This is a genomic window from Pseudomonas sp. GW821-FHT02H09 (genome assembly GCF_059421425.1).
The window spans coordinates 87,068-106,928 of record NZ_JBWKVA010000016.1 but is presented as its reverse complement, the minus strand read 5'-3'; the positions used below and the strand labels follow the sequence as shown (position 1 = coordinate 106,928).

Here is a 19,861-nt window from a genome sequence, read left to right as displayed (position 1 = left end):
ACTACTCCCGCAAGAACCTGCACCAGCCCATCAAGCGTCCAGCCAGACCTGCTCGGCGAACATGTAACCCATGAAACCGCCCAGCGGGTTGCTGCCATAGCCTTTGATGCGCTGGTCGACGCCATCGATGTTACTGATGAACACCGGAATGCCAATGCCGCAGTGTTCATGCGCCAGGGTCTGCATGTCCGCGTACATCTTGCTGCGCTTGGCGTCGTCGGTTTCGCCCCGGGCGAGCATCAGCAACTGGTCGAACTGCTCGTTCTTCCAGCCCGATTCGTTCCACGGCGCGCTCGACTGGAAGAACTGCGAGAACATCACGTCGGCGTTAGGTCGTGGGTTGATGTTGCCGAAGCTCAACGGATGCTTCATCCAGTGGTTGGACCAGTAACCATCGCTGGGCAGGCGGTTGACATCGAGCTTGAGCCCGGCCTGTTTCGCCGACTGCTGCAACAGCACCGCGATGTCCACCGAGCCGGTGGCGGCTGGCGAAGCGGCCAGCGCCATGCTGACATTGTCCATCCCGGCTTTTTTCAGCAGGAAACGCGCCTTCTCGGGGTCATAGACCGTCTGCGGCAGGTCGGCGTTGTAGTAGCGCGAACCGGGAGCGATCGGATGGTCATTGCCGACCACCGCAAACCCACGGAATACCGCGGACTTGATCTGCTCACGGTCCATCAGGTGCTTGAGGGCCTGGGTGAATTCCGGGCTTTTGCCGGGCATCTGATCCTGACGGATGATCAAGTCGGTGTAGTTGCCCGACGGCGCATCGACGACCCGGTGACCGGCGCTGGCCTTGATTCGCGTGGTCGAACGCGGGTTGACCTCGTTGATCATGTGCACGTCGCCCGACAGCAGTGCGTTGACCCGCGATGGCTCGTCGGCAATGGCAATGAACTCGATCTCGTCCAGATAAGGCAGGCCCGGTTTCCAGTAGCCGGTATTGCGCGCAGCAATCGAGCGCACGCCCGGTTTGAACTCCTTGACCTTGAACGGCCCAGTGCCGATGCCCTGGTTGAAGTCGGTGGTGCCTTCGGGAACGATCAGCAGGTGCGACACCGCCAGGATCGACGGCAGTTCGGCGTTCGGTGCGCTCAGGCGGATCTGTACCTCGTTGGCGCCAGTGGCCTTGATCTCGACGAACTGCTCCATCAGAGGCATGACCTTGGAACCGGTCAGCGGATCCTTGTGTCGCGACAGTGAGAACACCACGTCGGCGGCGCTCAGGGTTTTGCCGTTGTGGAACGTTACGTCCTTGCGCAGGGTGATGGTCCACAGCGTGGCATCGGTGTTATCGATGCGCTCGGCCAGTTCCAGCTGCGGCACCAGATGGCCGTCGAAACGGGTCAGGCCGTTGTAGAACATGAAGTGGCGCACGTAGTCGGTGGACAGCGCCCCTTTGGCCGGATCCAGCGTATCGGCGGTGGAGCTGGACATGCCGGCGACGCGAATCCGCCCGCCCGGCTTGCCTTTGCCAGGGCTTGCGGCTTCGTCGGCAAACAGCTTGCCGGCGGCACCGAACAGGCTACCGGCGCCCGCTGCGGCAACCCCGGCCACCCCCAGCATTTGCAAGGCACTGCGGCGCGACATGCCGCGATTGAGCCCTTCGAATACCCGCAGGCTCTCTTGGCCCGAGATCAGTTTTGGGTCGGTCTTGTTGTCAGTCATATCAGTTGTACCTGTCGATAAAGAGAAGGCTCGAGTGTTCCGGTTGACCGGAACGTCCTGGAAACGCAAACGACGGTGACACCACAACATCAACTCAGTGCAAATAGTCCTGGAACCGGTAATAAGCGCCCACCAGCGGCAGGAACCAGGGCTTGCCGAAATGCCCGGGAATCGCCGGCCAGTCCAGTTCGCGCCAGGGGTTGGCCTCGACCTTTCCGGCCATGACCTCGGCCATGACCTGGCCCATGTGCACCGACATCTGTACCCCATGGCCGCTGTAGCCCATGGAGTGATAAACCCCGCCATGCTGGCCGGCACGCGGCAGCCGGTCGGAGGTCATGTCCACCAGACCGCCCCAGCAATAGTCGATCTTCACGTCGGCCAACTGCGGGAACATCTGCACCATCGCGGCGTGCAGTACCTTGCCGCTCTTGGCGTCGGAAACGCTGTTGGACATGGCGAAACGTGCCCGGCCGCCGAACAGCAGACGGTTGTCGGGCGTCAGGCGAAAGTAATTCCCGATCATGCGGCTGGTGACGTAGGCGCGCCGGGTCGGCAGCAGTTGATCGATCAAGGCCTTGGACAAAACCTCGGTGGCAATGACAAAGCTGCCGACCGGAACGATCCGCCGCCGATACCAGCTCAATCCACCGTGCTGACAGGCGCCGGTGGCCAGCAGAACCTGCCCGGCTTGCAGCGAACCCTTGGTGGTGTTGACCTGATAACCGTTGGCATTGGCTTTCCAGTCCGTCACCGGCGTGCCTTGATAGATCAGTGCGCCGTGGCGTGCGGCGGCTTGCGCCAAACCGACACCGAAGCGCCCGACATGCATCTGCACGCCATTGCGCTGCAACAGGCCGCCGTGGAACTGGGCCGAGTTGACCTCGGCTCGGGTTTGTTCGGCGCACAGCAACTCGACATCGGCATCGACCTCCCGGCGAATCAATTCGCAGGTCCGCGCCAGCCCTTCGTAGTGCAGCGGCTTGGCTGCCAGCTTGAGCTTGCCGTTGCTCTTGAGGTCGCAGGCGATCTGCTCCTGCTCCACCAGCGAAACGACGCTCTGCACAGCGCTTTCATAAGCCTGGTAATAGGCCCGCGCCTTGTCGGCGCCAAGGCTGGCGCTCAAGCCGGCATAGTCCTGAGCAACGCCGGTATTGCACTGGCCGCCGTTGCGCCCTGACGCCTCGCCAATCACCCGGCCGGCTTCCAGCACCACCACACTGGCGCCCTTCAAGGCCAGCGCCCGAGCCGCCGCCAGACCGGTGAAACCGCCACCGACAATGGCCACGTCGACCTGCCCGGGCAGTGCACCGAGCTGGGCACCGGTGAATGCCGGAGCGGTGTCGAGCCAGTAGGATTCGCTGCGCATGTCTAAACCGCCTATGCCAAAAAGAGTGCCTTGAAGAGTGCCGTTACCGTTACGACTCAGAGACCGACCAGCGCGGCCAGCCCGCCGATGTCGGTGATCTGCTGATAGCCATAGAACGCATTGGCCGGGACTTCGTGGCCACGGGCGACGAAGGCCTTGTTCTTGATCTTCATGTCGTGGGCCGGCATCAGGTCGTAACGGAAGCTGGAAGAGACATGCAAGATGTCTTCCGGGCCGCAGTTGAGGTTGTCGAGCATGTACTCGAATGCCGCCAGACGAGGCTTGTAGGCCTGAGCCTGTTCGGCGGTGAAGACCTTGTGGAACGGTGCGCCAAGCTTGTCGACGTTGGACATGATCTGGCTGTTGCTGGCGTTGGAGAAAATCACCAGAGGGATCTTGTCGGCGATTTTCGACAGGCCGGCCGGTACGTCAGGGTGCGGGCCCCAGGTTGGCACGGCGTCGTAATACAGCTGACCTTCGTCACGGTATTCGATCCCCCAACGCTTGCAGGTCCGCGCCAGGGCGGTCTTGAGAATCTCGTCATACGGCATCCAGTCACCCATGACCTGGTCCAGGCGATAGGCGGAGAAGTCCTTGACGAACTGATCCATCTGCTCGGGCACGACACGATCGGCGAATAGTTCGCGAGTCATCGTTCCCATGTGGAAATTGGTCAGCGTACCGTAGCAGTCGAACGTAATGAATTTGGGGCGAAGAAAGCTCATTGAGTGCGGTCCTGAAAGTTCGTTGAGGTCATGGCGTGACAAGCATTCGCTCCGTTGCCGAAGCTGTGATGCAACCTTGCAGCACACCGTCATTACAACACCGTGAAATCAGCAGATGGCGTTAAAAGCGACCTCTGCTTGATACAAACCACCGTTTTAGCGCCCGCCCTCAGCAGACTTTGCGGCTCGCTCCAGCCTTGGGCAAACCCCGTATTTGTGCGCTCTTATGGATCCTTGTTACCCCGCGGGGCTCAAGCACACACTTGTGTGCCGCAGAACCTGCGCCGGGCCGAACGAAAACGGGCGCTTCCGCGAGGAAGCGCCCGTTTGGGTGCGGTTTGAAACCTGCCTACGATCCCTGTAGCAGCTGCCGAGCCTGCGAGGCTGCGTCCGGCTGCGCAGCAGTCGCAAAATCAGAACTCGCGGTACATCAGACAGATCCCGCACACCAGGTTTACGACTGCTTCGCAGCCGAACGCAGCCTCGCAGGCTCGGCAGCTGCTACGGATTACGTCGTTCGTTAATTGATCGGCGGGTTAGCCAGCGATATCGATCAGCACACTCTTGAATCGCAAATTGGCTTCGAACGCTTCTCGCCCCAGGTCCTTGCCGATGCCGGAGCGTTTGTAGCCGCCGGTCGGCAGGATGTAGTCATTGCTGCGCCCGTAACGATTGACCCACACCGTTCCCGCCTCCAGGCGCCGAACCAGGCGCAGGGCGCGGTTGATGTCGGCGGTGTGCACGCCCGCCGCCAGGCCGTAGGTGGTATGCGCGGCCAGGCTCAGTGCCTGCTCTTCATCATCGAACGCCTGGATCGTCAGTACCGGGCCGAAGATTTCTTCGCACACCGCCGGGTTCTCATTATCCAGACCGGCCAGCAAGGTTGGCTGGTAATAAGCACCGCCCAGGCCCTCGAACAATCCGCCGCCGGTCAGTACCTCGGCCCCGGCCTGACGCGAGCGCTGGACGATACCGTCGATGCGGCTGGCCTGTAAACGGGAAATGATCGGTGACAGCGTGCTCTCGCTCGACCAGGTCGGACCTGGACGCAGCTCCTCGAAATACGCCTGCAAGTGCGCGATAAACGGTTCCATGATCGAACGCTGGATCAACAGCCGCGAACCGGACACGCAGACCTGCCCGGCATTACCGGTAATGGCCAGCGCCACGGTGCGAGCGGTTTTCGCGATATCCGGCACATCGGCGAAAACCAGTTGCGGGCTCTTGCCGCCGAGTTCCAGTGTCACCGGTTTCGGCCCTGTCAGTGCACAGGTGGACATGATGCTCGACCCGGTCGCCGTGGACCCGGTAAAGGTCACCTTGGCCACACGCGGGTGGCGACATAAGGCATCGCCGGTGACGCGACCATCGCCCTGGACCACGTTGAAGATCCCGGCCGGAATACCCGCCTGCAACGCCAGCTCGGCAAAGCGCAGACTGGAGAACGGCGTCAATTCCGACGGTTTGAGCACCACGGCATTACCTGCCGCCAATGCCGGGGCAACTTTCCAGGAGGCCATGCTCAGGGGGAAATTCCACGGCGCGATGGCGGCGATGACGCCGTAAGGTTCGGCGATCTGCATGCCCAGCCGATCCGTCTGGGTCGCCGCGACGTGGCCGCCGTGCTTGTCCGCCAGTTCGGCAAAGAAGCGAATGCCTTCCGCCACGTAGGGAATGTCCCAGGCGATCACGTCTTTATGGGGACGGGTCGAGCCCACCGCTTCGAGCGGTGCCAGGACGGCTGCATCGGCTTCGATCAGGTCGGCCCAGCGGCGCATGACCCGCGCCCGCTCCCGGGGTGGGCGGCTTGCCCAATCGCTGCGGTTGAAAGCCTGCCAGGCATTGTTGACGGCTTCATCCACCAGGTCGGCATCGGCGATCGGCAGTTGGGCATAGACCTGGCCGTCCGACGGTCGCACGACCTCCAGCCCCGGTTGAGCATCGCGGTATTTTCCGGCGATGAAATGAGCGCTGCGCACAGCGATAAGACGAGGATCGAAGCTATCCATGGAGCACTCCAAAAAGGGACGGCGAGTCGTGAACTCAGGCCTCCATCGTAGAAAAAAAGCCCAAGCATTTGCTGCCGACCTTAGTGTGCAATTAAGTAGTAAGTGTGGTCTTCCGGCCTCGGGCGTGCGGAATCTGCCGAATGTTCCAGCCCCCCTTGTCAGGCCTTCACACAGATGGGATACAGGCTCCATCGCGCCGCAAAGCGGTTGATCGCGCACACTGTCCAACGGAGACTCGCCATGTCCGCCTCGCAACAATCTGCTTATGTCTATCGCCCGATGACGGCCGCCGACCTGCCCTCGGCCCATGCCTTGTCCGTGCAGTTGAAGTGGCCCCATCGCCTGGAAGACTGGGCCATGTTGCAGCGGGTCAGCGAAGGCTTTGTGGTCCTGGACGGCGAGCGTCTGATCGGCACGGCTTTCGCCTGCCCTCAGGGTGAGTTCGCGACGATCGGCCTGGTGATTGTCAGCAACGACTATCAGGGCCAGGGCATCGGTCGCAAGCTGATGGAACAGGCACTTGAAGCCTGCACATCACGTACCCCGATGCTGAACGCCACCCTTGCCGGTGCGCCGCTTTACGCCAGCCAGGGCTTTATCGAATTCGGCCGGGTTCAGCAGCATCAAGGCCAGGCGCAAGCACCCGCACCCGAACCGCTGGCAGACGGTGAACAGTGCCGCCCACTACGTGAGTCTGATCGGGCTCAGCAAATTTTCCTGGCCAACGCCGGCAGCGGACTGGAGCGGCAAACCGTGCTCACGGATCTGTTCGATATCGTCGAGCACTCGGTGGGTATCGAGCGCGACGGCCAATTGCGCGCCTTCGCCCTGCTGCGTCCCTTCGGCCGCGGTCGCTGCATCGGCCCGGTCGTCGCAGAAAACCTCGAACAGGCCAAACACCTGATCGCGGTGTTGCTGGCCCAAGTGCCGGATGCCTTCGTGCGCATCGACATTCCGGCGGACTGCGGCCTGGGCGATTGGCTGGAGCTGGCCGGGCTCAAACAGGTCGACACCGTGGCGCAAATGTCACGGGGCACACCGCCGCAAGCGCTCAACGGCGTCCGGCAGTTCGCACTCGTGACCCAAGCCATTGGCTGACAACGGTGCGCAATACAGCCACTTGCACCCAACACCCTCTACACCCTGTTTCCATGGAGCGTCACCCGTATGTCCCAACCTACCCTTATGCTGCTGGCCCGCGCCGACGGCAGCAGTGTTTCTACCTCCTTCAATGCAGCGCCTTTGAGCTCCATCGATCCGTTTATGGACAGTCGTCAGATCGCCTACACCGGACCCGATGGGGTTTCTGCGGGGACCGTGCATGCGTCCGGCGCGCTCAGTATTGATGATTTTCCACATACCGAAGTGATCGTGGTCCACGCCGGCCACGTCGTACTGCAATCCCCGGGGCAGACGCTGGAACTGGGGATCGGAGCCAGCGCAGTGATCGGTCGCGGGACCGCGTTGCGGATCGAGGCGCAAATCGACACTCAGTGGGCATTCTGCGCGGTAACCCGCCCCACCGCTGCCCCGACACCAGGACTGACAGCGCTCGACCCGCAGGCGATGCTGTCTCCCTCGGCGGCACCGGAACCACACATACTGATCGGGCCCGCTCCGCAGTGCCGGTCACGCAATGCCTTCGAAGACGACACAACAGACCTGCGAGTGGGTGTCTGGGACTCGACACCTTACGAACGCCATACTCGAGCGCACAAACTCAATGAGCTGATGCACCTGATCGAAGGCAGCGTCACCCTGCTGGCTCCCGACGGAACGAGCCTGACGGTCAACACCGGTGACACCGTGTTCGTAGCGCAAGGTACGCCGTGCGCGTGGAAAAGCACTCGGTATGTACGAAAGGTTTATGCCGTTAAATAAACCCGGTGTGGGAAGCCAATGTGCTCGGTCAAGGTATGCCCCCGACTCGCACACCACCAGGGCCATGGGGCGTTCACCCCATTGCTTATCGGCAATGCCCACGACCGCGACCCACATCACCGCGGAGTGTTTGCTGATCAGGCTCTCCAGTTCCAGACAGTACTCGGCGTCCACAGCGTTTTGAGTTCGGCTGCATTACACCATCAGGTATCTGGCCGAGCCGGGACCGGGCTTACTGGTGCAGTACGAAAGTCGCCAGGGTTTGCAGGTCGTCCGGGCTTAACTGCGCGAAAGGCGGCATCGGGATATCCCCCCATTTGCCGGTACTGCCGTGCTGAATGCTGGACGTTACCTTGGCCAGTGCCTGCGGGTCATTGGCATACTTGGCAGCCACATCGTGATAGGCCGGGCCTACGACCTTATGATCGATCGCGTGGCAGGACAGACAGGAGTTGCTCTGCAGCAAGGCCATGGCGTCGACTTTGGCTACCGGCGCCGCCGTGATCTGGCCTGCCGATGGATTCGAGGCAGCCTGCACATCGGCATCGCTGGCATGGGCACTGCCGTAGGTCACCGCAAGGTAGGCGCCGATGATGCTCACATCCTGATCGCTGATCGGAGCACCATACACGTGCTGCATCTTGCTCGCTTCCCCAGTCCACTGCGCCAGGCTCATGCCGGGAGGCTGGAAGTTGATGTAGTCGGCAGAATGGCAGGTGGAGCATTTCTGCTGGGCCAACTGGTAGCCAGGCAGCGCATTGGGCTTGAGCACAGCCGTTTCGGGCGGCAACGTGATCGATAGTGGCGCTGCGCTAGCCATGGCAGCCAAACAAACCTGAGCCGCGCACAGCAAGGTGGTCATGCGTTTCATGCGGGGCCCCCTCAGGCGACGGTCACGTGGCTGGTTTCTACGACGTGGCGGCGGTAGCCACCGGGGTTCCAGTCGGCTCGCAGCGGCTGCGTTTCGCCCGCACTGTTACTGGCTCGCACCATCAACTGTGTGGCGCCCTTGCTGGTAAAGGTGATCGGCAACGTCCACTCACGGAAGGAGAAACGGCCAAGATCTTGCCCGAGCCTGGCTTCGCGCCAACTTTTTCCGCCGTCGATCGACACTTCCACCTTGTTGACTCCAATGCCGCCGTCGAACGCAATGCCCTTGAGCACCACGCTTTTTTTCAGCGGCAACACATCGCCGTGTTTGACGCTGGTGATGAAACTGCGTACCGGCATCTTGGATATCGGCCGCGTTTGCGCCGCAGTGGTGCCGGGGGCGACGCAGAAACAATCGTTGTCCGGAACGCGGTAGCCTTTAGCCATAAAGAAACCGTCGTAGGTGTGGTCGACGACTTCGATTTCACTCAGGTGCTTGACCCAGTACGTGCCGAAATAGCCTGGCACCACCAGACGTATCGGGTAACCGTTGAGGAATGGCAGGTCGGTACCATTCATAGACCAGGCGATCATGGGCTCGCCGTCCATGGCATGGCTGATGTCCAGGGCCTTGATGTACTCCGGCGTGCTCGGCAACACTGGCTTATCGAGCCCACGGAATGTCACTTGCCTGGCGTCGGCTTTCACCCCTGCCTTTTCCAATACCGCCTTGAGCGGTACCCCCACCCAGCGGGCATTACCCATTGAACCATTGCCCAGCTGAGCGCCGAACACGCGCGGCATCGAGAAGCCACGGCTGTTACCCGAACACTGATTGACGGCCACCACTTCTACCGGTTCGGCGAGGGCCTTGAGTTCTGTAAGGGAAAGTGACAGCGGCGTGTTGACCGAGCCCTTGATCGTCAGACGATAGCTGTCCGGATCAATGCTGGTAGGGATATTGGCCAGATGGTAACGCACAAAAAAGGCGTCATTCGGCGTGATGGGCCCTTCGTTGAAGACGGGGAATGGCGTCTCAAGGTGCGGTGGGCGGCTGGTCACCAGGGTCAACGGTCGTTTTTGCGGGTATTGCACCAGCGGTCGTGGGCCGGCAGCAAAGGTCACTTCTTCCGGTGTTTCGTCGGCTGCCCTGGCGAGGTTTGCCAATGGAGAAGCTGCCAGAGCCAAGGCGAAGGCATCGCGTAGTACGCGCCGGCGGCTGGGGTTGCCGTTATCAACAAGACTGAACTTCATGCTGCTCTCTCCAGGATTGTTTTACTGAGATGCAACTGACAGCCCCCCGTCAAGGCGGAGAGGCATCCGACGTAATGTATAAGCGGGTTTCGATTAACTGACCGACTTCGGTGACCAAGCCAGTATCGTCACGCACAAAGCGCCTGCTTTTCATTGAGCGTCAGTGACTTAACATTTGATGACAGATGATGCCGACACGTGAAGTATAGCGAGCCCGTCATCAAAACAATGCCTTCAAAGCGTCGATTCAGAAAGTTCAACGGAGTACTGACCGGATAGCTAGTGGCCTGGGCGGTTAATTCATTTCTTATTTATTGAACACTCCCTTGCCGCTACCCGTGCGATGAGTGGCCAATCCATAAAAACCACGACGAAGGATTATTCAGTGATCAGCATCAGACAGCGCGCCGCAAAAGGGCTGCACGTGGGTGATAGTTTCACGGTTTCCCGACTCTTTTCCGAGGAAGACATTTAGCTCTTCGCGAGGATTTCCCGGGACTACAACCCGGTGCATTTCGATACGCGCTACGCCGAGGCCCGCCGCTTCAGGACGCCGATTTCCCATCGCCTGCTGACGGCAAGTCTGGTCACCGAGATCGGCTGGCTGGCGTCCGGCATGACTTTCCACTTCAAGAAGCCGGTCTATGCCGGCGACACCATCCGCTGCCACTGGCTCATCAAGGAAATGGATGAACAGGGCCGAGCCTCAGCGACTATCACGATGACCAACGAAGAAGGCTTCACCGTACTGGAAGCAGAAACCAGCGGCGTCGTGCCTGGCGTGAAGGAGCGAGAAATCCTGACGCAGATGCTTGCTGAAGGTGATCCCACAAATGCTGTGGGGCCCCCTGGTGAATGACCGGGTCGACTCCGGTCAGTCGTGAAAGGCGGGAATCGGCCAGCAGCAGCCGATGGTCGTTGCATTTCGCTTGTCGCCGGCGTTTGGCTAAGCTGAATAAATAGGGACGAACTGAAACCCAAGTGATTGCGGCCATCAGCGAAACTGGATTGGCATTCTGACGGTAACTCACAAAGGAGATTCATATGTATACGGTTGTAAGAACCTACTTGGGTGCTGGAGCAAAGCAGCTTTTCGATTTTCTGGAAGAGCGCAAGGCCGACGTCGAATCTACCCTGCGCAAAGTGCCTGGCCTGGTTAGCTACACACTGCTCAATACGGGTGATGGCGGTATATCGGTGACTGTTTGCACGGACAAGGCCGGCACCGATGAGAGCTTGAAAGTCGCGCGCGACTGGATACAGAAAAATGCCTCGCATATCCACGCGAACCCGCCGGTCGTAACGGAAGGTCCGGTCATTGTGCAGATCAATTAGCGCGCCCTTGCGATCCCTCACGACGATATCGCTGTCGCAGGCATTGCTTTTGCCGATCCTGGGCACTCTGCAGCCAGGCTGCCACCGATCTGAAGTTTTGTACGTTTGCCCACAAGTGAGGAGCGCACACGGCTGAAACGCGCCCGCCGATTCTGGCATGTAGATATCCGTCTGGCGTGCGACACAGTCAGCAAGCGGCAGGAACCTGGCTATGAATGACCTGTCTGGACATTACTCCGGCCGCTGGTGGCACAACCTGCCCGATGGCCGAATTCAGTGCGACCTGTGTCCTCGTGACTGCAAGCTGCGGGACGGACAGCGCGGCGCCTGCTTCGTGCGCATGCGCGAAGGCGGGCAGATGGTGCTGACCACCTACGGCCGCTCATCCGGCTTTTGTATCGACCCTATCGAGAAGAAACCGCTCAACCACTTCCTCCCCGGCTCGGCGGTGTTCTCCTTCGGCACGGCGGGCTGCAATCTCGCCTGCAAGTTTTGCCAGAACTGGGATATCAGCAAATCGCGGGACATGGACCGTCTGATGGATCAGGCCAGCCCGCAGCAGATAGCCCTGGCTGCGCAAAGGTCGGGCTGTAGCAGCGTGGCCTTCACCTACAACGATCCGGTGATCTTTGCCGAATACGCCATCGATACAGCAAACGCTTGCCATACGCTCGGCATCAAGACGGTGGCCGTGACCTCAGGCTATGTGCACGACGAGCCCCGGCGCGAATTCTTCGCGGTGATGGACGCGGCGAATGTCGACCTGAAGGCTTTTACCGACGACTTCTATTTCAAGCTCACCGGCGCGCATCTGCAGCCAGTGCTGGATACCCTGGTCTATCTGCAGCATGAAACCGACGTCTGGACGGAAATTACCACCTTGCTGATTCCGGGCTACAACGATTCGAATGGTGAAATCGAGGCACTGTGCGCCTGGGTGTTCACGGAGCTGGGCCCGGATGTGCCCATCCACTTCACCGCCTTCCACCCCGATTTCAAGATGCTCGACACGCCGCCGACTCCGGCGGCGACGCTCACCCGCGCCCGACAGATAGCCTGTGCACAGGGGCTACGCTTTGTCTACACGGGCAATGTACATGATGCTGAAGGCGGCACGACTGCTTGTCCGGGCTGCGGCGAGCCATTGATCGTGCGTGACTGGCACCGCATCCTGCACTACCAGGTAACGGCAGGCGGTCGCTGTCCGCAGTGCGACTCCCCCATCGCCGGGCGCTTCGAGCAATATGCCGGCGCGTTCGGCCAGCGCAGAATTCCGTTGCGGCTGAACCCTGACCTCTGAGCAGGGGCAGCGTCCCATCAATAGCAAGCAACGAGCGCGCCGATCACATGGGTGCGCCGATACCTATGACCGGGATGCGCACCGCCTGGCTGATCTGTTCGGCCAAAGGACTGGGCAGGCATTCCACCAACAGCATCGCGGCCCCGGCCTCCTCCAGAGTTCGGGCGGCCTCAACCAGTTGGCGCGGCTATGGAGCGGATCGAGTTACCTGCCACCACTGCACGCGGAATCTCTTCGCGTTCAGCCAACGTCAGCGCCAATCCGGACCTGCGGCGTACAGCGGGCCTGATCCCCCTGTCTCCGCCAAGATGCGTTGTATCGATGAGTGGTTTCGTTCAAATAGTTGGGCGATCTGCTGGGGAGAGTCGCCTTTGCGCCAGTGATCCCACATCAGTTTTTTCTGGCTTTCGGTGTAATAGATCCGAGGTCTCTGCTTCATCTGCAACATTCCTTCCGCTTACGCAGAATTTAGTAGTGTTGCATCGACCGGTTGAATCCACAGCCAAAAGCGGATAGTCACGGTCGGTATATTTTATTCTTCGCTCGCTTGGCTACCGGGCGATCAATCGCCCAGATGGCATAATCGCAGACTGTTTATAACAGGGGCATATAAATGACCGTCGCAAGCTATGATCAACTCGCAATCTTCTCGGCCGTGGCCCAAGACCGCAGTTTCACCCGCGCCGCCGCCAGGCTCGGCATGTCTCAACCGGCCTTGAGCCGGGCAATGCGTCAATTGGAGGAGCAACTGGGGGTCAGGTTGCTTGCCCGCACCACTCGCAGCGTCTCCCCCACCGAAGCTGGCGAGCATTTGCTGCGGGTGATCGCCCCCCGGTTTGAAGAAATCGACAGTGAACTGGCCTTGCTCAGCGAATTCCGCGACAAACCGGCCGGCAAATTGCGCATCACGGCGGGTGAGCACTCGGCGATCACGCTGTTGCATCCGGTGCTAGCGAAACTGCTGCCCGACAATCCCGATCTCAATATCGAAATCATCGTCGACTACGGCCTGACCGACATCGTGGCGGAGGGGTTCGACGCCGGCGTACGGTTAGGTCAGCAAGTAGCCAAGGACATGATCGCGATGCGCATCGGCCCTGACATGCGGATGGCGGTGGTTGGCTCCCCGGCGTATTTCACCCGATATCCCAAGCCGGTCACCCCGAGTGACCTCATGGTGCACAACTGCATCACCCTGCGCATGCCGACTTACGGCGGTCTCTTTCTCTGGGAGTTCGAGAAAGACGGGCAAGAACTGAACGTTCGGGTCGAAGGCCAGCTGGTGTTCAACAACATCGCCATGCGCCTGGAGGCCGCCCTCCAAGGGTTGGGTTTGGCCTATATGCCGGAGGACCTGGTGCAGGCACATGTTGCGCAGGGTCGATTGATTCGCGTACTCGAAAATTGGTGCGAACCGTTCTCTGGCTACCACCTCTACTATCCGAGCCGGCGCCAGAGTTCACCGGCTTTCACGTTGCTGCGCGAAGCCTTGCGCTACTTGGGTTGATTGGCCTGGAGGGTGTCCAATGCTTCGCCGGCACGCTTGGCCGCAGCAGCATCACCTTGGTCGGCCAGCAGTTGGATCAGTTGACGCAACTGTGAAGCTGTCAAACCGACCCGTAGACTGGCAGCCATGTGCGAACGGAGTTGTGCCTCCACGCCAGGTGTGACCGCCAGCGCTGCAACCGTCGCCAGCTCACGACTTTGCCAGTCCAGGTTGTCACGCTCGAAGATGTCGCCGAACAGATGCACCTGCAAGTACTGGTTGATGACCGGAACGAAGTCGAACAGCGGGCCCTGAACAGGCGCACCGGCGATTCGCGTCTGATTGGCTTTGCCTGCTGCCAGGAGTTCATCGCCGACGGGAATGACCCGACCGGGCTCGCGCCCCGGATCGTCCTGAACGCCGCGTTGCTTGCGTACCTGGACCACACTCATCAGCTCGCCGAGTGCATTGAGACTGCGTGGAAAACCGCTGTAGGCGTAGAGTTGCACCAGAATTTCCTTCGCCTCGCTGACCGTCAGGCCCGCATCCAGCCCCTGATTCAACGCGGTATTGAGCCCGGACATGTTGCTCGTGGCCATGGCGGCGGCCATCAACGGGATGGCCTGTTGCCTGGCGGACAGCGTCTCGGACACCGGTTGGGTCGCCGGCACGGCTTTCGGTGCCTGCGAACCTTGGGCGTTGTATTGCTCGTCAGTCACTTTCTCCAGCCATTGCACACTCTTGCCATCCACCGAGCCAGTCACGGCCAGGTGCGTCATGGCGCTCGTCGCAGCAGCGCCATGCCAGTGCTTGACGCCCGGAGGGCAGACGATCACGTCACCCGGGCGGATTTGCTGCATCGGCTTGCCCCATTCCTGGACCAGTCCCACGCCGGAAGTCACCACCAGTCGCTGTCCTGCGGGGTGGGTATGCCAGGCCGAGCGCGCGCCTGGTTCGAAGCTAACATAAGCGCCGGAAGCATTGATCTCGTCCGTGGCGGGAAACAAAGGATCGACACGTACCCGCCCGGTGAAATAATCCGTAGGTCCCGCAACCGCCGCCTGAGTGCCCGCCCGGCTGATCTGCTGCGCGGTCCGGGACTCACTGGCATTGTCTGCACCGGCGGCGTCGGCAAAGGGGGCCGCGGCGCACACCGCGATGCCTATCAAGGTGTTCTTCATGAGGACGTACCCCTTCAAGTCAGAGCGTTCTGGCGTAAAACGCGGTCAACTGGCCCATTGCGACGTCCACATACGCAGGCACCCAGTAGGTGTCGATATGCGTCGCGCCATCGATGATGAAAAGTTTTTTGTCCTGGGTACCGGTGGCCTTGGCAAAGGCTTGTTGCGACATGTACAGGCTGTCGGCCTTGCTGCCCGCGATCATCAGCAACGGCTTGTCGATCAGCTCGATCTGATCCGTGGCATCGAAGCTCATCAGGTCCATCAGGCTGCTCTGGGTGTAACGGAAAGTCGAGTTGGGGTGAGCGTGGGTCTTGCCGTAATACTCGAAGCCCTGTCGATACAGATCAAACGGCAGCTTGGCGATCTGTTCATCGGTCAGTTTGACATCACCGACGTAGAGAACTTCCCCACCCGCCGCTTCCTGGGCGCGGGCCGCCGACGCCTGCTGCAAGCGTTCCTGAATCGTCGACAGCTGCGAATCCTGGTAGCCATTACGGCGAACCAGCCCGGAGTTGAACATGCTCAAGGTCGCAATCGACTGGAAGCGCTTGTCGGTTTGCGCCGCCGCCAATGAATAACCGCCACCACCGCAGATACCCAGCAAGCCCAGACGCTTGCTGTCGACGCCGGGATAACCGGCAATGAAGTCAGCCATGCCATGGATGTCTTCGATGCGATGCGCCGGTTTGTCCACATTGCGCGGCTCACCACCACTGGCCCCTTGATACGCCGCATCCGCCGTGATCGTGATGTAGCCCTGATCCGCCAGACGCTGGGCATACAGGCCCGCGACCTGCTCCTTCACCCCACCATTGGGGTGCGCCACAACGACGACCGGGTATTTTTTCGCCGCATCATAGTTCGCCGGGGTGTAAACGTTGGCGGCAATGTCCAGGCCATCCAGTTTGTAGGTGACCGGATGGATATTGACCTTACCCGGTTCGTTCCTGGTCAGCGCTCCACCGTAGGTCAAAGTGAATGGATTCTGCTTGTAGTCCGCAGCCTCGGCTTCGACGCCCGACATCCCGATCATGGCAGCCATCAATGTGGCCTTCAGCGTGGTTCGCATCATAGGAATACTCCTGACATTTCAAGTTTGTGAGAGGGGTGGCCGATATCGCCACGCGCTTGGTCAATCCAGATTTTTTTCAGCGAGAAACTGCGAAACCAGATCAGCGATCTCGACGTTGTTCATATCCGAAAAAGGAAAGTGGCTATTGCCCTTGATACCGATCTCCGGCAGGTGAACGAGCGTGACGTCACCGCCATGGCGATTCACCGTATCGCGCCACAGGCGCGCCATCTCGAGCCGCGCACGCCAACTGTCCTGGGCCGGCAACCGAACCGGTTGGTCGGGGATGTTGTCGCCGTAGAAAATAACGATGGGGATTTGGGTCAGTGCTTTGAACTGTTCCGCCGATACGGCCTGAGCCGAGAGCGTGTCGAACGCGCTGGCAATCGGCGCGGGCACCTCCCCCTCTGGAAACACGAAACTGCTGCCCGGTTCGAACGCTACGATGGCCCGCACGTTAGGGCTTTTGATCGCCGCCAGCCAACCGGGGCCGCCGCCCTGAGAATGGGTAAACAAAATGGCCGGCCCCGTCTTTTCCAGCAGAGCGGAAACGCCATTGGATACCACGTCAATGTCGTAAGGCCCGGTGTTGGGCGTCATCGACCGAAAGAACTGCTCCAGCGCCGCCTGCCCACGTGGAAACTGGCTGCCTTCGAAGCTCTCGGGCCACAGGCCGATGCGGAATTGATTGAACCACAGCTGCTCATCCGGCACTGGTTTGATCGTCATTTCAACCAGGCTGCGTCCCGCATCGCCACGGCGCGGCTGGTCGATCAGGTACGTGGAGAATCCTCGCCGCAGGAAAATGTTCTGGAACCCTTCACGGCCGTCGGCCGTTGTCTCCCAGGACTTCGCGGACTGCCCCGCGCCATGCAGCATGAGAATCGGCAGCGGACGAGCGTCGACGGGAACCTGATAGAACGCATACACATGGTCGCCGTGAAAGGTCTGGCCATCGGGCATCAACGGTTTGTAGGGGTCGAAGGTTCCCGGCTGGGTGATCAACCCACCGCCGGCAATGAGGCTGCCCTGATCCTTGATGATCAGCGGGGGGTGACCGTCAGCGCTGACAAACGCACTGGCACCTAGCGCGAAACAAAGACTGCCGGCCTTTGCAGTGGCGGGCATGCTTTTGCGGATGAAACTCTGAATCATGGCTTGCTCTCGATTTGATATCGCCGAGATGCAAATTACCTTTCAACGATTAATCGATAAAGCGCGCCAATCACATAGCACTAATACCATATTCACATAAATTCGATTAGTAAACCGAAAAGCTCGCCACATGCGGAAATGACAATTTTGGGTCAATAGATGCCCTTTACGACAGGCAGCTATCGGCCCAAAAGGTCATTCGGAGGCGTCCAGGAAACCAGGGGCGATTCACTAAGAGCGTGCTACAGGGATCTGTTTCAATATTTTAAGCTGATATCATTCAAGAATTTACAAGCCGAGTAGAAACTTATGAATCGTCGTAAAAAAATAAAGCAGTTATTAAAGGCTCACGCAAAAAAGGCCAGTGCCAAATTGGCACCGCCAAACAAGTCTAAATACATTAGTAAAGCTGACCGATTGAAGCTGGCGGCTGAATCCAGTCACGACTCAATCATTTCCTCTGAAAGCTGATCTATGCATCCTGAGAACCACCGGAATTTACAAATCTGGTTGGGCCAGGCATTCCGATGGCACGTACCGCGAGGATGCGGCTCGCTTCAATATGGCTATAGCCTTGATCGAGCACCAGGCCTGCGGCCTCGTGCTCAAGCAAAACTACAGCTACATCGAAGCCAGCCGTTCACTCGGCGTCGGCGAATCGGCCCTGCGCCGTTGGGTTGATCAGGTTCAGCAGGAGCGCCAAGGCGTCACCCGAACGACGGTCCAGGAGCGACGTTCTTCGTTCGCCCTTACTTGTGTGGGCACGAAGGCGGGCAGGTCGTCCGCGAGTAGTGGTGACGCAGGCGTAGAGGCCCAGCCGCCACTCGCTATCGACGCCGCACAGGTCGATGCACCTGCGGTGCGTCTGCCACATTCATCTTTTGGATCACCAACTCGATGAACGCCGATACCGCGAGCGGCAGGTGCCGGCGGCTCGGATACAGCACGCTCATGCTGTAGCCGGCGCGCTGGTATTGAGGCAGCACCGGGACGAGCACGCCGGCCTGAACGTCGAGCTTGGCCATCGCGGGCGGCAGCAGAGCGATGCCAAGTCCGGCCACGGTGGCCTTGCGTAGTGCCTGCGCGGTATTGCCGCTGAAGCGACCGGCGACTTGCACTTCTTCCTCGCCATTCGGGCCTACCAAACGCCATGTGGCGTGGCCGCTGGGATGCGCGGGGATCACACAGTCGTGGCTCACCAGATCCTGCAGTGTGTGGGGTGAGCCGCGCGCAGCAATGTAAGCGGGGCTTGCCACCATTCCGTCGCTGCGGGGGTCGAAGATTTGACGGCCGACATAGCCTGAATCGCGCAAGGGCCCGCCGCGAAAGGCGATGTCGATCTGCTCTGCGATCAAGTCGGCTTTCGCATCGCTGAGCACGAAGTCGAGTCGCACGCGCGGATGCGCGGCCAGAAACTCGGCCACCCACTCCATCGGGAAGAAGTCGAAGAAGTCAGCCGGCGCCGCCACCCGCACCAGGCCACTGGGTGCACTGCTGCCCGTAATCAACTCCTGCCCCGCTTCGAGCAGGCCGTCGACCGCTCCCGCGCAACGCTCATGAAAGCCTTGGCCAGCACTTGTGAGCGTGAGCTTGCGGGTGGAACGTTGCAGCAGTCGCGTGCCGAGATGAGCTTCGAGTTGCTGGACGCGGCGACTCACGGTATTGGGCGGCAAGCCCAGCCGCCGCGCCGCCTCTGCAAAGCTGCCGCTGCGCACCACCTGCACAAACATGGCGATGTCATTGAGGTCGAGCATGGCCGGCCATTCCTAGCGTGGGTGGACGAGTTCAATCCAATTGTACCGGCTAGTCAATCAATCGGCCCAGCCCTACCGTTCAGCTATCGAGCCGCGAGGCTCCCAACTCCGCACAGCGAGTTTTGCAAGGAGATCGATTTGCCATGACCAACTCTTCCTCCATAACCACCATGACCCAGCAGCAACAACCTCGGATCGGCATCGTCATCGGCTCGACACGCGAAGGCCGCTTCGGCAAAAAGCCTGCGCTCTGGATCCACGAGATCGCCAAGCAACGCGACGACCTCGCCTTCGAACTGATCGACTTGCGCGATCACCCATTGCCCTTCTTCAACGAGCCGATGTCGCCGGCCTGGGGGGCGGTGAAGAACGAGGCCGCGCAACGTTGGGCCGACAAGCTCGCGACCCTGGATGGCCTGATCGTGGTCACGCCCGAGTACAACCATGGACCGAGCGCGGTGCTGAAGAACGCGTTCGACTATGCGTACAAGGAATTCATCCGCAAGCCGATCGGATTCGTCGGCTACGGCGGGGTCGGCGCGGCACGCGCGGTCGAGCAGCTTCGGCTGACCACCATCGAATTGCAGATGGCGCCAGTGCGCCATGCCGTTCACATCGGCATGGTGGAGTTCCTGGGCATTTGGCAACAGGGCAAGAGCTTCGATGACTTTCCGCACCTGGCGCGGGCCGCCAACGAGTTGCTCGACGACATCGCGTGGTGGACCAAGGCGCTCAAGAGCGCGAGGGACGCCGCATGAGCATCACCCTCGCCACCGAAGCGCGCGCCATGCCCACAGCG

General features: G+C 60.3%; 17 protein-coding genes and 5 pseudogenes. 9 read left to right on the top strand and 13 right to left on the bottom strand.

Annotation, left to right across the window (positions count from 1 at the left end; translation table 11 throughout):
• Positions 1–30: 30 nt before the first annotated feature.
• The 4 genes from AC07VR_RS21020 to AC07VR_RS21005 all read right to left on the bottom strand — a co-directional run bounded on the left by AC07VR_RS21020 (position 31) and on the right by AC07VR_RS21005 (position 5,771).
• Complete coding sequence (locus tag AC07VR_RS21020) at positions 31–1,668, bottom strand: ABC transporter substrate-binding protein (protein ID WP_494993000.1); 1,638 nt, start codon at positions 1,666–1,668, stop codon at positions 31–33.
• Positions 1,669–1,762: 94 nt separating this feature from the next.
• Positions 1,763–3,037, bottom strand: coding sequence for an NAD(P)/FAD-dependent oxidoreductase (locus AC07VR_RS21015; RefSeq protein ID WP_495012427.1), 1,275 nt, complete (start codon positions 3,035–3,037; stop codon positions 1,763–1,765).
• A 56-nt stretch (positions 3,038–3,093) separates the two neighbouring features.
• A complete protein-coding gene (locus AC07VR_RS21010) occupies positions 3,094–3,762 on the bottom strand; it encodes a haloacid dehalogenase type II (protein ID WP_494993002.1) in 669 nt (222 codons plus the stop codon).
• Positions 3,763–4,298: 536 nt separating this feature from the next.
• Entirely contained in the window at positions 4,299–5,771 is a 1,473-nt protein-coding gene (locus AC07VR_RS21005) for an aldehyde dehydrogenase family protein (RefSeq protein WP_495012426.1), read from the bottom strand.
• A gap of 240 nt (positions 5,772–6,011) precedes the next feature.
• Here AC07VR_RS21005 and AC07VR_RS21000 point away from each other — a divergent pair, with 240 nt between their 5' ends.
• The gene (locus tag AC07VR_RS21000) at positions 6,012–6,869 is read left to right on the top strand and encodes a GNAT family N-acetyltransferase (protein WP_495012425.1); all 858 of its coding nucleotides are present in this window, start codon (positions 6,012–6,014) and stop codon (positions 6,867–6,869) included.
• A gap of 69 nt (positions 6,870–6,938) precedes the next feature.
• Positions 6,939–7,652, top strand: coding sequence for a cupin domain-containing protein (locus tag AC07VR_RS20995; protein ID WP_495012424.1), 714 nt, complete (start codon positions 6,939–6,941; stop codon positions 7,650–7,652).
• Between the two features lie 24 nt (positions 7,653–7,676).
• On the opposite strand, the pseudogene AC07VR_RS20990 reads toward AC07VR_RS20995, so the two are convergent.
• From AC07VR_RS20990 to sorA, 3 genes and pseudogenes are all read right to left on the bottom strand, one after another.
• Positions 7,677–7,808, bottom strand: a pseudogene (locus tag AC07VR_RS20990) (AMP-binding enzyme); the annotation flags it as partial.
• A 76-nt stretch (positions 7,809–7,884) separates the two neighbouring features.
• The gene (gene sorB, locus AC07VR_RS20985) at positions 7,885–8,523 is read right to left on the bottom strand and encodes a SorB family sulfite dehydrogenase c-type cytochrome subunit (RefSeq protein ID WP_495012423.1); all 639 of its coding nucleotides are present in this window, start codon (positions 8,521–8,523) and stop codon (positions 7,885–7,887) included.
• Positions 8,524–8,534: 11 nt separating this feature from the next.
• On the bottom strand, positions 8,535–9,776 hold the full coding sequence (gene sorA / locus AC07VR_RS20980) for a SorA family sulfite dehydrogenase catalytic subunit (protein WP_495012422.1): 1,242 nt from the start codon (positions 9,774–9,776) through the stop codon (positions 8,535–8,537).
• A 385-nt stretch (positions 9,777–10,161) separates the two neighbouring features.
• Here sorA and AC07VR_RS20975 point away from each other — a divergent pair.
• From AC07VR_RS20975 to amrS, 3 genes and pseudogenes are all read left to right on the top strand, one after another.
• Positions 10,162–10,635 (top strand): annotated as a pseudogene (locus AC07VR_RS20975) (MaoC family dehydratase).
• Between the two features lie 185 nt (positions 10,636–10,820).
• The gene (locus AC07VR_RS20970; RefSeq protein WP_494993008.1) at positions 10,821–11,111 is read left to right on the top strand and encodes a hypothetical protein; all 291 of its coding nucleotides are present in this window, start codon (positions 10,821–10,823) and stop codon (positions 11,109–11,111) included.
• Between the two features lie 211 nt (positions 11,112–11,322).
• Positions 11,323–12,411 (top strand): AmmeMemoRadiSam system radical SAM enzyme, encoded by a 1,089-nt coding sequence (amrS, locus tag AC07VR_RS20965; protein ID WP_495012421.1) that lies wholly within the window; start codon positions 11,323–11,325, stop codon positions 12,409–12,411.
• Positions 12,412–12,463: 52 nt separating this feature from the next.
• Here amrS and AC07VR_RS20960 read toward each other — a convergent pair.
• Positions 12,464–12,595 (bottom strand): annotated as a pseudogene (locus AC07VR_RS20960) (3-methyl-2-oxobutanoate hydroxymethyltransferase); the annotation flags it as partial.
• A 1-nt stretch (position 12,596) separates the two neighbouring features.
• A pseudogene (locus AC07VR_RS20955) lies at positions 12,597–12,850 on the bottom strand (IS30 family transposase); the annotation flags it as partial.
• Between the two features lie 174 nt (positions 12,851–13,024).
• Between AC07VR_RS20955 and AC07VR_RS20950 the strand changes: the two are divergent.
• On the top strand, positions 13,025–13,918 hold the full coding sequence (locus AC07VR_RS20950) for a LysR family transcriptional regulator (RefSeq protein ID WP_494993010.1): 894 nt from the start codon (positions 13,025–13,027) through the stop codon (positions 13,916–13,918).
• On the opposite strand, the gene AC07VR_RS20945 is transcribed toward AC07VR_RS20950, so the two are convergent.
• Genes AC07VR_RS20945 through AC07VR_RS20935 form a run of 3 tightly spaced genes read right to left on the bottom strand, consistent with a single transcriptional unit; the run spans position 13,906 to position 17,308 of the window.
• Positions 13,906–15,078 (bottom strand): (R)-mandelonitrile lyase, encoded by a 1,173-nt coding sequence (locus AC07VR_RS20945; RefSeq protein ID WP_495012420.1) that lies wholly within the window; start codon positions 15,076–15,078, stop codon positions 13,906–13,908. The genes AC07VR_RS20950 and AC07VR_RS20945 overlap by 13 nt on opposite strands.
• A 19-nt stretch (positions 15,079–15,097) precedes the next feature.
• A complete protein-coding gene (locus AC07VR_RS20940; RefSeq protein WP_494993012.1) occupies positions 15,098–16,153 on the bottom strand; it encodes an alpha/beta hydrolase in 1,056 nt (351 codons plus the stop codon).
• Positions 16,154–16,213: 60 nt separating this feature from the next.
• The gene (locus AC07VR_RS20935; protein WP_495012419.1) at positions 16,214–17,308 is read right to left on the bottom strand and encodes an alpha/beta hydrolase; all 1,095 of its coding nucleotides are present in this window, start codon (positions 17,306–17,308) and stop codon (positions 16,214–16,216) included.
• Between the two features lie 309 nt (positions 17,309–17,617).
• Here AC07VR_RS20935 and AC07VR_RS20930 point away from each other — a divergent pair, with 309 nt between their 5' ends.
• Positions 17,618–17,779 (top strand): DUF2986 domain-containing protein, encoded by a 162-nt coding sequence (locus AC07VR_RS20930; protein ID WP_495012418.1) that lies wholly within the window; start codon positions 17,618–17,620, stop codon positions 17,777–17,779.
• Between the two features lie 91 nt (positions 17,780–17,870).
• A pseudogene (locus AC07VR_RS20925) lies at positions 17,871–18,020 on the top strand (transposase); the annotation flags it as partial.
• Positions 18,021–18,135: 115 nt separating this feature from the next.
• Here the strand turns inward: AC07VR_RS20925 and AC07VR_RS20920 are convergent.
• A complete protein-coding gene (locus AC07VR_RS20920) occupies positions 18,136–19,062 on the bottom strand; it encodes a LysR family transcriptional regulator (protein WP_495012417.1) in 927 nt (308 codons plus the stop codon).
• A 143-nt stretch (positions 19,063–19,205) separates the two neighbouring features.
• Between AC07VR_RS20920 and AC07VR_RS20915 the strand changes: the two genes are divergently transcribed.
• Positions 19,206–19,820 (top strand): NADPH-dependent FMN reductase, encoded by a 615-nt coding sequence (locus AC07VR_RS20915; RefSeq protein WP_495012416.1) that lies wholly within the window; start codon positions 19,206–19,208, stop codon positions 19,818–19,820.
• Positions 19,821–19,861 lie beyond the last annotated feature (41 nt).